Below are 14,576 nucleotides of genomic sequence, written 5' to 3' on the forward strand. Positions count from 1 at the left end.
TGAATATTTTGAATATAAAGGAGAAATTTGTCATTTATTTACTTTTAAATTGTATTGTAGTATTCTGGTCGCCACTAATCCATCAGTAATTGATTCTAGATGTACTGCTTAGAACTGTTAATTGTCAAATAAGTTATCTTGCTGTTGTCTTAATTATTGACTTTTCTGCAAGTCAATTCCATGCCATGTCTTCTAACTAATTTCTTATTTTCTTAATGCTATATTTATTTTGTCTAATAGTTGTTGGGATTCTACAGGTTTTCTCAAGATATCTGAATCATTAATTTCAGGAAATAAGCTTAACAATTCCCAAACAGCGTCTAAGGCCGATATAAAAAGTATCTTTACGTTGGGATTCATTATTCTAAATTTGGAGTATAATTTAATACCATTTATTCCCGGCATCCGTATATCCATTATAACTAAATCGTACAAATATGGATTCGTTGTTGAAAAGTCATTGAGGGCTTTGTATGGATTTGAAAAAGAGGTTATTTTAAAGCCTTGACTTTTAATTATCGCTGAATATGTAAAAAGAATGTCTTTGTCATCATCTATCAACAAAATGTTAAAAGACGAGTTATTTCTATTTTGATTAATACGCTTACGTTCAGCATGTAATTCTAGTATTTTACTTTCTATTTCTTTTTGTTTATTAATATCTTCAAATCGACGTACAGAATAAGTTGTATATACATTTCTATTATTCTCTGAATGATGGTCGTTACCATGGTTTTTACGTTCTATTTCCTCAAATACATAGTCATCGAAATATGGCATTTCTTTAATGACTTGATAAAGATCTCTATGAATAATCATTTGATTTGATGAAGCTAAATGATTTATTTTAGAACATATATTTACAGGTGTTCCAAAAATATCACCGCTATGAGAATTTGCTACGATAGCTAATTCTACTTTACCATAACTTGCACTAATCCTATAATTTATAGGAGGTAAACCATTTAAATCCAACAACAGATCCATTTGATCCTTTGCATCAATCATCGATAATCCACATTCAATTACATTTTGAAAATCTAAATGGTTACTCTCATTCATTGTACTTGGAAAATAGTACAACAAGTTATCGCCAGCGTTTTTAACTACTTTGCCCCCATGACGACTTATAATTGAGGTCATGGTATTGAGGAATACAGAGTAGTATTGCTTGATCTTTTTAGATTCTAATATGTCATATGTATTGTTTGTAGAATCAATTATATCAATTATGCATACACAATAATTATTGGAAAAATCAACAAAGGTTATTTGATTATCCTGTGGACTATCTTCTTTTAGGGAAAGATGTATTTTGCTTTCATCTTTTGTTGTACTATTTTTATTTTCCAAATAATCCGCCAACTTCTTATTCATTTTCTACTGGTTTAACTGGACCATTAAACTGATGCAACTTCTTCTAATGTGTATCTTTTATAGATAGCAGCATGAAAATATCTGGTTTTCATGTTCAATTAATTCATGTAATGACGAGGTATTAATATGTAAATATGTGATCTTGTTAAGCATTACCAAAATATCACAATAATTATATATAAAGGTTGTCAGTAAATGTTTTTATTTAATGAAATTGGAAGCATACCCAACATTCAAAATAATAGATGGACGATAAACGTGAAAGGAGAAGATATCCAAATAACTCCTTACGTAGTTTTTCTAACTACTACCAACTAATTTTTTTGCTAGTGAGCCCTGTTACTAAAACTAACTCCAGCTTTTCCTGGTTTTCCAATTCTACCTACAATAGATGGATTAAACTTGTGTTTGGATAACTCTTCTATAATGGTTGCTGCAAAGTCTTTAGATACTATTATAATATTTGTATCCGGAGTAGAAGCACTAACATTTGACAATAGGTGCTCCTTTGATACAAAATTCTTAATGTCATTATCCACATATGGAACATTATCAATTATTATTTGGTTATTAATTAATTTTGAAAGTTCCGCAAATGATGCAATACCGTTCTTTGAGATCGGATGTGTTACTAATATATTGGATTGTAAATCGAATTGGTTTTCAAAATCAGGAAGATACTTGGATACTGTTTTCCCAATCGATACTTTTGGCTCTGTGAGACTTTTAAGAGCCTGATCCTTTAATTGATTTACTTTCTCTCTATCTATACCATATTTATTCATTTTTTGAAATACTGTGTCATCTAGATTAGTGATTATGTATAAACCAAGACATGCCAAAAGTCCCAAGCTTTCAGTTGCTATAATTTGCATATCTTGTTCTATCAAATCATATCTGTTTGGCAATTCTTTATGAGTATTACCTACTGCTGTGGTACCAAAAAAAAGACCGCCAAACTTCAACGAACTATAGTCTTCAAATGTATAATTATATTTTGCTGTAAAACTATCAATATTTCTTCTTATATCATCTAATAATTCATCATTTGGTGCATCATATATTGGATAAAGTTTAATGTCTTTAGAACACCCAAGTAGATTTAAAAGACTAATAGATTCGGTAAAGGATATTTCCATATGAATTGGAGAGCCTATTGGTTGAGTAACATCTGTTGCCTGGGTATTAGAATTAGTAACAATTGTATATCCAGTTTTGTTTCCCCTTTGAGTTTTAATATGATCAAACAAAATAAACTGGAAATCCTTTTTACTGTTTGTAGGTATGATAGATACCTTATCTACTTCTATTTTAGTATCAAAAGACCCAGATATTTTCTTGATCTCGCTCACTAATAGGTCTTCGTCATTAACTGTGTTTTTATCATACTTTAATATTGATACAGCTTTTTTAGTTTTCAGATCTTCGTGCCTAAACTCTTCGTCTATTTTGTAAACTCTTCTAATTATTTCTGCATCTTTTTTTTCTGGATATTGGAAATAGCTATAATGATTTGGTATTATTCTTAAATTATTTCTATTTTTGAATTCGTCTGCAATGTCATCAAACTTTTCATGCTTTAACTCGTTAGAACAATCAGGTAACCATCTCAATGGATCAAAGCCCAAATTATTATATTCTGAAAATAATTCCCACTTTTCTAAACTCAGACCCTACTTTCACCACGAGTTCTGTTTACTATGGTAACCTCCCTAATAAACTAGATGTCCTTGTAAAAACCTCCTTTTTTGCAATATCACATTTTAACACTTTACTTACCCTACGTTGATTTAACTTAAGAAAATATTATATGAGTTATAGTTCCAACTAATAATATGTCCAACAATGATGGGAAAATTGAATTTATGAAACTCTATTCTGAAAATCCATCTAAATTTGAAGCAGAAACTGCAAAAGATATCTTATCTTTGTCAATCAAGACCTTTTCTCCAAAAATAGCCTTTGCATCAAGTTTTGGTGCAGAAGATGTTGTAATAATTGATTTGATGTATAATATTCATGGTGATAATACTCGAGTTTTTACTTTGGATACAGGCAGACTTAATCCAGAGACTTATGATGTAATGGACAAAATAAGAAAAAAGTATTCTATATCCATTGAAACTATGTTTCCAGACTATATGGAAGTAGAGAAAATGGTGACAGAAAACGGAGTAAATCTAATGTACAACAGCGTTCAAGAACGGAAATTGTGTTGTGAAATCCGTAAAGTTCATCCTTTAAGAAGAATGCTAAAGGATCTGGATGCCTGGATAACCGGGTTAAGACGTGAGCAGACTTTTACTAGGTCTAATGCAAAAAAAGTTGAAATTGATGAATCAAATAACAATATTATCAAAATCAATCCTATCGTGGACTGGACCAATGACATGGTTTGGGATTATATAAAAAAGAATAACATACCATATAATAAACTCCACGATAAGGGATATCCGAGTATAGGCTGTGCCCCTTGCACCCGTGCAGTAGCAGCAGGTGAAGACCTAAGAGCTGGCAGATGGTGGTGGGAAAATGATTTACATAAAGAATGCGGACTACATTGGAATAAGAATTGATTAATTCTAGCAAGATAAAAACATCCCTTCCAATTTAAGTTAAGCAAAACATAACAAAACAAATCATATAAGAAAAAAAGAAAGAAATAACCTCTTCTATCATTCTATAGAAGGATGCCTAGACCCCATGGTGGTAGCTTAACAAATAATTTTATAGATCTGTCTAGAATTGACAAGGATTTATTTACACTAGATGTGGATACTGGACTAAAAATGGAAATAGAGAATATTTCATTTGGAGTATTTAGCCCATTAAAAGGATTTTTAAATGAAGAAGATTTTACTAGCGTAGTAAAAAGAGGGAGATTATCTAATGATTTACCATGGACAATTCCTATTGTTTTAGATGCCAATGAAGAGGTAGCAAAAAAAGTAAAAGATTCGTCCCAAGTTGCTTTACGTAACGACGGCCAAATTTTTGGAGTAATGCAGGTAGAAGACTTGTATAAATTTGATAAAACTGAAAGCGCTAAATCCGTTTTTCAAACTGACGATCCATCACATCCCGGATTCAATAAATTTGTTACGATGCAGGATATACTTATTGCAGGAGAGGTTAAAACAGTCAGTACCACACCCAACAATAAATTTTTAGAGGACCTTCGCTTAACTCCTGCAGAATCTCGAAAAAAGATTGAAGATCGAGGTTGGAAAAGTACGGTTGCATTTCAAACCCGAAATGTTCCACATGTGGCTCACGAAATGTTGCAAAAAGCTGCATTAAACATTTACGATGGTTTATTTATAAATCCTTTAATAGGTAAAAAAAAGGTAGGAGATTTTAAAGACGAAGTAATATTGAATTCTTATACGGTCTTGATAGATAATTATTATCCCAAATATAGAATCATTTTTTCTACCTTACATACCGAAATGAAATATGCCGGACCAAGAGAAGCTATTCATCATGCCATTATGCGTCAAAATTTTGGATGCTCTCATATAATAATAGGCAGGGATCATGCTGGTGTGGGTAATTATTATTCCCCATTTGCAGCTCACGATATTTTTAAAGATTATCCAGAACTTGAAATTGAACCTATCTTCTTTCCGGCCTTTTATTACTGTAAAAAATGTCAAAGCTATGTTAACGACCGCACATGTCCTCATTATTTGGACTATAGGGAAGAATTAAGTGGAACCAAAATGCGAAAAATGTTTTCCTCAGGCGAATTACCACCTTCTCATCTAATGAGACCTGAAATTTCTAAAGTAATATTATCCTATCCAAGACCATTTGTAGAATGATTTACTATACATTTTACAAATATATAATCGCATTATGAAGAATTAGTATGATAATAAATTATAAATTTTCGAGTTATAATTTATCATATTACCACATTTTCTTAATTCTTGGTTTAGGTTTAACTATTGTTATGGTGGTGAGTATTTTTTCCCCAAATCCCTCATTCTCTCAATTAACTAATATTTCTCAAGAATTTCAAACAGCCAAAACCAATGTCTCAGAAAGTTTTGTTTTGCCTTTTAATGATACTAATACTGATAGACGGAATCCGGTTGAATATGTTTTTAATGAACCAAAGGTAAATAATTGGATTATCTCGATATATAACAATCTTAGCTATTACAATGATAATGCTTCTAAAACCATCATAAAAATTAAGGAGCCACCTCCTAGTGAGAAATTTATCGAATTGATGTTATTTGGTGATCAGTCAAAGAGATTTATAGTATCTGTGAATACAAATGACACTGGATATATGCGAATGTATGAAAACAATCAAAATGGATGGTCTACGGACGGTCCGGTAACCGTATCTCATGCCAATGTCCAAGGATTGTCTGTCACCAACGGAAAAAGGATTGTATTAGATAAACTTGGATTAAACGGATTCGACGTGGGATCTATAGAAGTTTATGGAAAAGATGAACCTTCAATGTCTAATTCTACATTTGGGGGCTCTATCCAATTCGAAGTTCTCAATGGCAGTCTAACTGAATCTGTTCTTTACTATATGCCGTTAGTAATGATAGTAGGTGTAGGAGGAACCTTGATATTCTTGTTGTTTTGGAAAAAGCGAAATTAAAGTTATCAAGATGGGTGTCCAAAATACTAGAAACTTAGACCTTTTTTATTTTTCTTTTTCTTGCTTTGGTTGTGTTTTCTTTGTTTTCTTTATAATACTTGCAAATTTGTCTTAGATTACAGTAATTGCATTTTGGTTTTAGCGGAAGGCAGATATTTTGGCCGTACCTCACAAATGCAGAATTTAGCCTAATCCAGTGTTTTCTGTCTACCGATGCAGACAATTCCTTTTCTGTTTCTTCTGGGCTTTTTGTATTTACTATTCCTAATCTATTGCAAATTCTATGCACATGAGTATCTACAGGTATGGCGGATTTTTGGAAGGCATACACGAGTACGCAATTTGCAGTTTTTCTTCCTACTCCTGGTAGTTTTAACAGTTCTTCTTCATTATTTGGTACTTGTCCATGAAATTCACTTTTTATAATATTTGCAACTTGTTTTATCCTAGCTGCCTTGATATTGTAAAAACCGACGGATGATATCTCCTTTTTAATATCATCCAAATTCGCTTTAGAAATCTCTTCTACTCCTTCATATTTGTTAAATAGTTTTAAAAGCGCCTGCGTGGTATTTTCATCTCTTGTTCTAGCCGAAAGAATTGTGCCAATCAAAATTTTAAACGGATCTCCTTTTTCATTTTTATGAAGATCCTCTAAAGCTGTTAATCTCAAAAAGTTGTTGGTGTTTAAAGCAAATTCTATTTCACCAAGTATTTTTAAGATATCATACATTACAATAAATTATTTTTGGATTTCTTAATTTATTGTCTCTTTTTAATTCTTGCTCTTCCTGTCTTTCTGGGTGCAATGTTACCTACTTTGGCACCAGGTGGGGTATTTCTTGCTACAGACGATGGATGACCTATGTGTTGATGTCTTCCTCCACCATGAGGGTGATATACTGCTGCTTGAGCAATTCCTCTTACAACTGGGTATAATCTTCCTCTGGATTGCATATATTTCGCTTTATTACCTGCTTTAAGGAACGGTTTTTCTGATTTTCCACCTCCTGCAACAACTCCAATCATTGCACGACATTTAGGATTCATGTTTAGGATCATTCCTGACGGAAATTTCACCTTTACACTATCAACTGAATGTGAAAATACTATTGCTGATGTTCCGGCTGCTTTTATCAATTTTCCACCGTCACCAATGTTTTTTTCAATATTACAAACAAGTGTTCCATCTGGTATGGATCCTAAGTCTAGAATATTTTTAGACAAAGGTTTTGCTCCGTTTCCTATCTCAATTTTGCTTCCGACTGTTGTGCCTTCTGGGGCCGGAATATATGAATAATTATTGTCATCAAATTTAATTTTAGCAACTGGTGCATCTCTCCCTCTTTCATGTACCAAATCCATTACAATACCATGATGAACTTCATTAATCTCAAAATTAGGATATTTAGTGGGAGCTATTTTTCCAGTTATAATTGCTCTAAATTGCTTTCCTCCTTTCCCTCTTCTTCTTACTAATGTCCTCTTTCCCAATTAAATCTAATATATCGATCTCAACGGCCCGCTATTAAATTTATTCTTGATAGATTTAGGAATTTTAATAGTATGACGATTTCTATTATAATGGAATCAGACACAACATTAATTTGAAATTTTCCAAATTAAAGAATATCTGAGAGAGAAATCAACCAATTCTTGATAATAAAGTTATAAAGAGTTGTGTAGTTATATAATTATGAGCCAAAACACCATATCACTAAAGGTGCTTGAAGCTTATACCCGAGATGTAGGCCGTGGTGTTGCTAGAATTGATTATGAATCTATGGATGCTTTGAGCGCATCTACAGGTGATGTCGTGGAAATTAAAGGTAAACGTAGAACAGTTGCAAAATGTTTGCCTCTTTATCCGTCGGACGAAGGTAAGGGTATACTCCGAGTTGATGGTCTGGTTAGAAATAATGCGGGTGTAGCTATAGGAGACACTATAATTGTTAGAAAGATTAAAGCTGTTCCTGCAGAAAAAGTCATAGTTGCACCATTAGAAGCTATTCCTCCAATTGATGAACGATATTTAGCTGATGCTCTTGAAAGTGTACCATTAATCAAAGGCGACAATGTGATGGTGCCATATTTTGGTGGTAGACTTACATTTCAAGTCATAGGTGTCACTCCAGGTCCTGGTGTTGATGCCGTTTTAGTTACTCAAAAAACTGTATTTCATATTGCTGAAAGGGGAGAAACTCTTCGTGGAGTACCCCAAGTAACATACGAAGATATCGGTGGCTTAAAAGAGGAAGCCCAAAAAGTTCGTGAAATGATAGAACTGCCATTACGACATCCAGAAATATTTGAAAAACTGGGTATCGAGGCACCAAAGGGAGTGTTGTTGTATGGACCTCCAGGTACCGGTAAAACCTTGTTGGCAAAAGCAGTGGCCAATGAAAGTAATGCACACTTCGTGAGTATTTCTGGTCCAGAAATAATGAGCAAATTCTACGGTGAATCTGAAGCAAGACTGCGTGAAATATTTAAAGAAACCAAAGAAAAGGCTCCTTCTATAATGTTTATCGATGAAATAGACTCTATAACTCCAAAGCGAGAAGAGGTAACAGGAGAAGTTGAAAGAAGAGTTGTATCTCAGTTATTATCTTTGATGGATGGATTAGAAGCAAGAGGTAAAGTTATAGTTATCGCTGCCACAAATAGGCCAAATGCTATAGATCCAGCTCTAAGAAGACCTGGTCGATTTGACCGAGAAATTGAAATCAAAGTTCCTGATAAACGTGGTAGATTAGAAATCCTACAAATTCACACAAGAAACATGCCTTTAGAATCAGATGTAAATCAAGAAAAAATAGCATCTGTAAGTCATGGTTTTGTTGGTGCAGATTTGGAATACCTCTGTAAGGAAGCTGCGATGAAATGTCTTAGACGATTGTTACCTGAACTTAACTTGGAAGATGAGAAAATAAATCCTGAAGTATTGAATAAGTTAATTGTTACCATGTCTGACTTTGAAAATGCTCTTAAAGAAGTGATGCCATCTGCCATGAGGGAAGTTTATCTGGAATCTCCCGATGTTGAATGGAATGATATAGGTGGATTAGATGATGTTAAACGAGAGTTACAGGAAGCAGTGGAATGGCCGTTAAGGTACCCAGATCTTTATACAAAACTTGGCCACTCTAATCCCAAAGGAATTCTGATGCATGGTCCCTCTGGTACCGGAAAAACTATGCTTGCCAAGGCAGTCGCAACAGAATCTGAATCTAATTTCATTAGCGTAAAAGGACCAGAATTATTGTCAAAATGGGTTGGCGAATCTGAAAGAGGGATCAGAGAAATTTTCCGACGAGCAAGACAAGCTGCACCATGTGTTGTTTTCTTTGATGAAATAGATTCGATCGCACCAGTAAGAGGACTGGGAGGTGACAGCATGGTGACTGAAAGAGTCGTTTCCCAACTATTAACCGAATTGGATGGAATTCAACAATTAACCAGTGTGGTTATTATTGCCGCAACTAACCGATCGGACATGATAGATCCTGCATTGTTAAGACCAGGTAGGTTTGACAAGATAGTATATGTGCCTTTACCTGACAAGGCTACAAGAAAGAAAATATTGGAGATTCATTCATTAGAAAAACCTATTTCTGACATCGTTGATTTCGATAGAATCGCTGAAATTACAGATGGATTTAGCGGAGCTGATGTATCTGCTGTTTCAAATACGGCGGTTTCACTCGTGTTGCATGAGTATCTTCAAAAATATAGTAATCCTGAAGACGCTGCAAAACACGCAACAGAGGCACATGTTACAATGAAACATTTCGAAGATGCTGTAAAGAAGATAAAAACTCAAAGAGATAGTAAGTCGGGTGAGAAAGTTACAGTACCTTATTACAGGTAATTTTTTCTATTTTCTTCCATATTTTGATTTCTTTATTAGTTGAAAAAAGTTGTATTCTTATATTTTTTATTGATATTGCATAAAAATTATTATAAATTATTTAACATAATTATTAAAATGAAAATAATTTTTAAGGGCAATGTTTTTAAGTATAATTTCTTGAATAACTTTCACAAAAAGAATGGTTGAAAATGCACTACAGATTATTCAAAACAAAGTAACGTTATCTAAGATTAATCGTTTCTTTACAGACGAAGAAATTAGCCAGTTGGTTGAAAAATATGGGACTCCGTTATATCTAGTAGACGAAGAGGCTCTGCATGATAAAGTCTTAGAACTTAACAGAGCTTATGAAAAATTCCATGGTCATGTAAAGATTGCTTATTCAATTAAAGCCAATTTTAATCCCTCTATACTTAGAACATTCGTGAAAGACAATATTACTTTTGATCTTACTTCTCTGGGAGAATTGTTTTTTATACGGGAATTAAACATTAATCCTGAAAATATTGTCTACACAAGTGTAACAGAGGAACTAGATGAGTATAAACAGGTCCTTTCTTACGGGGTTACGAGAATTGTCGTAAGTTCTTACTTTGGATTAGTTAATTTGGCTCAAGCTGCTAACGTTGTTGGCATTATTCCTAAAGTAATGGTACGTATGAATCCTGAAGTAGGCGTTAAAGCTGAGGTGCGTGCATCTTACAAAAATGGCAAATTTGGAGTTCCTTTAAACGGTGGGAAAGTTGATTCAGCTTATTTCATTGTTAAATCCATTTTCAATAATCCCTTGTTGGAGTTTGAAGGTTTTCATTTTCATTTGGGGTCTCAAATTACTGACTTTGTATGTTATGTTAATGCTCTAGACCGACTAAATTCGTTATTAAATAAACTAAAAAAAGAGATCCCAAATTTTTCATTAAAAACACTCGATATTGGTGGCGGGACTCCTGTATTTTATAACGAGCCCGTTCCTACCCCAAGTGAAATGTCCTCTGTATATATAGAAAAACTGAATAATCTAGTGTCCTCTCATGGTAAATTTACGCTAATGATAGAGAGTGGTAGATACCTAGTTGCAGAATCATCTATAATGGTTTCAAAAATTGTAAACACTAAAGAATACAATGATCATAAAATAGTTATTTTAGATACAGGATACCATCTTTTGTTAGATGCTGCTTTACTTAAACAAGAATATCCTCAGGAAGTAATATCAACCAAAAACAATAACAATCATCTTTACTTTTCCGATTCTAACAAACAGTATACTGGGAAGAATATTCATCTTGTGGGAAGGTTGTGTGATACGTTGGATGTTTTTCCTACCTCCAAACTATCCGACCTGTCATATGCTAACATTGGGAATTATGTTTTGTTTTATAATGTGGGAGCCTATTCTCTAGTGTTTAATATGCCCTTTCATTGTCAAACTAAGCCCCCAGTTCTGATGAAAACTTGTGAAGGCGATATAAAATTAATAAGAAAAGGTACCTCTTATAAGGATCTTTATGAAGAAGAAGGCGGCCTAATTTCATAACTTTTTGTATGTGATTCGAATATCACGTGGTGATTTTGACTTTGATAAATTATACTAGAGTCCATATTTTTGTAAGCGGAAAGGTACAGGGAGTATATTATCGTCAAAACACTGCTCAAAAAGCAGAGGAGCTAGGCATCGTTGGTTGGGTTAGAAATTTGTCCGACGGACGGGTAGAATCTGTAATGGAGGGTTTGGATGTCAATATTGATAAAATGCTTAGTTGGTGTAAGTTTGGACCTAAAGATGCCTTAGTGACAGATATTAAAATTATGAATGAGGAATATAAGAAGGAGTTTTCTACTTTTGATATCGTCAAAACACTTTAGATGCATGATGAATGCTCCTCTAATGAGTAATACTTTTAGTTTTAATTTTAGAATATTTTAGAATATTGTTACTGTTTTGTTTTTCCAATACTACCTTATAACTTAAATTAACTTAAATGAGCGTTACGGTCTTACTAATATGTTATTTTTCTCTAGGTATTTTTTAACATCTTTTAGCTTTGCCTTATTAAAATGGAACAGAGATGCTGCCAATGCTGCATCGACATCTGTTTTTTTATACACTTTTAGTATATCATCAACCGATCCGCAGCCTCCTGAGGCTATAACAGGAATGTTTATTTTATCACAAATCGAATTAATTAATTCAATATCGTATCCATTTTCTGTCCCGTCTGTATCTATGCTTGTCAAAAGTATTTCTCCTGCTCCCATTTTTTCAACTTTTTTGGCCCATTCGATCGCATCAATACCTGTAGATTTTTTCCCACCAAAAATCTTGATTTCAAACCAATATTTTTTCCCATCCTTGGAAAAAAAATATTTTCCACCTTGATCATAGTTTCTTTTTACATCCAAAGCAACTACTATACACTGCTTTCCGAAAATACACATTAATTCCTGGATCAATTCTGGATCTACTACTGCTGCGGTATTTATTGAAACCCTGTCTGCACCACTTAAGAGTAGATTGCGTGCATCTTCCAATGTTTTTATGCCGCCCCCAACCGTAAAGGGTATGTTTATTACACTAGCTACATTTTTTACAATATCTTTCATTGTTTTACGATGTTCTTCAGCCGCAGTAATATCTAAAAATATTAATTCATCGGCGCCTTCGTCGCTATATTGTTTGGCTAATTTGACAGGATCTCCCGCATCTTTTAGTTCCTTAAAGTTAATACCCTTTACAACTCTACCCTTATTTACATCCAGACAGGGAATGATTCTTTTTGCCACTGCCATTTTAAATCAATTCTTGAACATGTTCTATTTTCAATTTCTCGTCATACAATGCTTTCCCTAAGATTACTGCATAACAATTAACGTTCCTTAACTTTAATATATCTATTATATTGCTAACTCCTCCGCTAGAAACTATTTTTATGTCTTTAAAGGTATTATTTATTTTAATTAGTGTTTCTATATCAGGACCTTCCAAAGTGCCATCTTTGCCAATGTTTGTTAACAAGAACTCATTAATACCCAGTTCTTGATAAAACCTGATGGCATCAAATAGTTTTATGCCTGAAAATTCCTTCCATCCAGAGATCATTACATTTTCTTCGTTATGATCTACTGAAATTATGATCCGATTTAGTCTTTTCTTTGATATCTTTTGTATCATCTCAGGTTGTTTGAAGGCAAATGTTCCTATGACAACCTTGATTGGTTTTTTGATATCTAAGAATCTATTTATACTGTTAATAGTTCGGATACCACCTGCAACCTGTACTGGAATGTTTACCGAATCAATAATCTTTAATATTATTTCGCTATTGTTCTTTCCCGTATTCAAAGCTGCATTTAGATCAACTATGTGTAACATATCGACCCCTTCGGATTCCCATTTTTTTGCTACTTCTAATGGATTGTCACCGTACACGGTTTTATTTTCTAATTTACCGTTAACCAATCTTACTACTTGGCCATCTAATAGATCAATTGCTGCGATGCTTTTCATTTTGATCGTTTGCAAATATTTATAAAGTTTTTAATCATTTTTTCGCCAGTTGTACTTGATTTTTCTGGATGAAACTGCGTACAATAAATACTGTCAATTTCTATTGAGGCCGGGATGTGTACTCCATAATTCGATTTTGATGTTATTATGTCGCTATTTTTAGGTTTAGTATAATAAGAATGTACAAAATATACCCAAGATTTATTTGGTATTCCTTCAAATAATTTACTCTTCTTGTCTGTTATCTCCAAACTATTCCATCCAATATGAGGGATTTTTACCAAGTTTTTGGGTAGGGACAACACTTCTCCTTCAATTATGTCAAGTCCTGCTAATTGTCCCTCTTCGCTTTTCTCAAATAACATCTCCATTCCCAAGCATATTCCCAAAACTGGAATGTTTTTTTCAATAAATCGGGAGAATCCTGTTTTACATTTATTTATTGAAATAATTGCTGGATCAAAATTTCCGACACCGGGTAATACTATTCCATCCACTTCTGATGATTCTTCAAAATCATTTATGATTGATACTTGTGCTCCGTTTCTTTGCAAGGAAGATTGAAGACTAAAAATGTTTCCTGCTCCATAATCAAAAATTGATATTTTCACCATATGCTACATCATTCCTTTGGTAGTGGGACCACCCTCACTGTTTGGGTCAATCCCTATTGCGTTCCTCAATGCAACTGCAGCGGCTTTTATAGCAGATTCAACTTTATGGTGATCATTTGTTCCATAATGTACGATAATATGCATACAACAATTAATATTTCCAATAAATGATTGAAAAAAGTGAATAATATCTTCTTGCGACATGTTCTCAATCTTTTCTCTTTCTAATTTCATGTCGATGTGACTATATTGTCTCTTTATCAGATCTACAGCGACGCTTGAAGCGGATTCATCCATTGGAACTGTAGCATTTCCAAAACGATTAATGTTCTCTCTCTTGCCCAGGGCTTTATCAATGGCTTGGCCTAATACGATGCCTGTATCTTCAATTAGATGGTGTTTGATACCGTCTTCGCTTTTTGCTTTCAAATCAATGTCAATCTTACTGTGTTTTGAAAAAGATACTACAATATGATTTAAAAAATCGATCCCTGTATTAACGTTTGAATTTCCTTTTCCGTCTAAATTGATCTTGATCACTATACTTACTTCCTTTGTCCTTCTTTCAATTTCACA

Annotated in this window: 14 protein-coding genes; 6 read left to right on the forward strand and 8 right to left on the reverse strand. The window is 33.5% G+C overall.

Annotation, left to right across the window (positions count from 1 at the left end; all coding sequences use genetic code 11):
- Nucleotides 1-204: 204 nt before the first annotated feature.
- Together NMY3_RS03435 and NMY3_RS03440 are read right to left on the reverse strand one after the other, a co-directional pair.
- Nucleotides 205-1,377: a response regulator gene (locus tag NMY3_RS03435; RefSeq protein ID WP_196817547.1), complete on the reverse strand. Its 1,173-nt coding sequence runs from the start codon at nt 1,375-1,377 to the stop codon at nt 205-207.
- Between the two features lie 326 nt (nt 1,378-1,703).
- Nucleotides 1,704-3,005: a hypothetical protein gene (locus NMY3_RS03440; protein ID WP_196817548.1), complete on the reverse strand. Its 1,302-nt coding sequence runs from the start codon at nt 3,003-3,005 to the stop codon at nt 1,704-1,706.
- A 237-nt stretch (nt 3,006-3,242) separates the two neighbouring features.
- Here NMY3_RS03440 and NMY3_RS03445 point away from each other — a divergent pair, with 237 nt between their 5' ends.
- From NMY3_RS03445 to NMY3_RS03455, 3 genes are all read left to right on the forward strand, one after another.
- Nucleotides 3,243-3,953, forward strand: coding sequence for a phosphoadenylyl-sulfate reductase (locus NMY3_RS03445; RefSeq protein WP_196818459.1), 711 nt, complete (start codon nt 3,243-3,245; stop codon nt 3,951-3,953).
- 114 nt (nt 3,954-4,067) lie between these two features.
- Complete coding sequence (gene sat / locus NMY3_RS03450) at nt 4,068-5,201, forward strand: sulfate adenylyltransferase (protein WP_196817549.1); 1,134 nt, start codon at nt 4,068-4,070, stop codon at nt 5,199-5,201.
- Between the two features lie 131 nt (nt 5,202-5,332).
- The gene (locus tag NMY3_RS03455; RefSeq protein ID WP_196817550.1) at nt 5,333-6,004 is read left to right on the forward strand and encodes a hypothetical protein; all 672 of its coding nucleotides are present in this window, start codon (nt 5,333-5,335) and stop codon (nt 6,002-6,004) included.
- Nucleotides 6,005-6,038: 34 nt separating this feature from the next.
- Here the strand turns inward: NMY3_RS03455 and NMY3_RS03460 are convergent, their stop codons facing one another.
- Nucleotides 6,039-6,737 carry an endonuclease III domain-containing protein gene (locus NMY3_RS03460; RefSeq protein WP_231100214.1) on the reverse strand — a complete coding sequence of 233 codons (699 nt, stop codon included), beginning with the start codon at nt 6,735-6,737 and terminating at the stop codon, nt 6,039-6,041.
- Nucleotides 6,738-6,766: 29 nt separating this feature from the next.
- On the reverse strand, nt 6,767-7,498 hold the full coding sequence (locus NMY3_RS03465) for a 50S ribosomal protein L2 (protein WP_196817551.1): 732 nt from the start codon (nt 7,496-7,498) through the stop codon (nt 6,767-6,769).
- A gap of 202 nt (nt 7,499-7,700) precedes the next feature.
- Between NMY3_RS03465 and NMY3_RS03470 the strand changes: the two genes are divergently transcribed.
- The 3 genes from NMY3_RS03470 to NMY3_RS03480 all read left to right on the forward strand — a co-directional run bounded on the left by NMY3_RS03470 (nt 7,701) and on the right by NMY3_RS03480 (nt 11,744).
- Complete coding sequence (locus tag NMY3_RS03470) at nt 7,701-9,875, forward strand: CDC48 family AAA ATPase (protein WP_196817552.1); 2,175 nt, start codon at nt 7,701-7,703, stop codon at nt 9,873-9,875.
- Between the two features lie 181 nt (nt 9,876-10,056).
- Nucleotides 10,057-11,415, forward strand: coding sequence for a diaminopimelate decarboxylase family protein (locus tag NMY3_RS03475; protein ID WP_196817553.1), 1,359 nt, complete (start codon nt 10,057-10,059; stop codon nt 11,413-11,415).
- Between the two features lie 41 nt (nt 11,416-11,456).
- On the forward strand, nt 11,457-11,744 hold the full coding sequence (locus NMY3_RS03480) for an acylphosphatase (RefSeq protein WP_196817554.1): 288 nt from the start codon (nt 11,457-11,459) through the stop codon (nt 11,742-11,744).
- Nucleotides 11,745-11,867: 123 nt separating this feature from the next.
- Here NMY3_RS03480 and hisF read toward each other — a convergent pair whose 3' ends face one another.
- Genes hisF through NMY3_RS03500 form a run of 4 tightly spaced genes read right to left on the reverse strand, consistent with a single transcriptional unit; the run spans nt 11,868 to nt 14,540 of the window.
- Nucleotides 11,868-12,668, reverse strand: coding sequence for an imidazole glycerol phosphate synthase subunit HisF (gene hisF, locus NMY3_RS03485; RefSeq protein ID WP_196817555.1), 801 nt, complete (start codon nt 12,666-12,668; stop codon nt 11,868-11,870).
- A gap of 1 nt (nt 12,669) precedes the next feature.
- Nucleotides 12,670-13,386, reverse strand: a complete 717-nt coding sequence (gene hisA / locus NMY3_RS03490; protein ID WP_196817556.1) for a 1-(5-phosphoribosyl)-5-[(5-phosphoribosylamino)methylideneamino]imidazole-4-carboxamide isomerase — start codon at nt 13,384-13,386, stop codon at nt 12,670-12,672.
- Nucleotides 13,383-14,000 (reverse strand): imidazole glycerol phosphate synthase subunit HisH, encoded by a 618-nt coding sequence (gene hisH / locus NMY3_RS03495; RefSeq protein ID WP_196817557.1) that lies wholly within the window; start codon nt 13,998-14,000, stop codon nt 13,383-13,385. The genes hisA and hisH overlap by 4 nt, the downstream gene beginning before the upstream one ends.
- A 3-nt stretch (nt 14,001-14,003) precedes the next feature.
- Nucleotides 14,004-14,540 carry an imidazoleglycerol-phosphate dehydratase gene (locus NMY3_RS03500; RefSeq protein WP_231100215.1) on the reverse strand — a complete coding sequence of 179 codons (537 nt, stop codon included), beginning with the start codon at nt 14,538-14,540 and terminating at the stop codon, nt 14,004-14,006.
- Nucleotides 14,541-14,576 lie beyond the last annotated feature (36 nt).

The organism is Candidatus Nitrosocosmicus oleophilus (assembly GCF_000802205.1).
In the GTDB taxonomy this organism is placed as follows: domain Archaea; phylum Thermoproteota; class Nitrososphaeria; order Nitrososphaerales; family Nitrososphaeraceae; genus Nitrosocosmicus; species Nitrosocosmicus oleophilus.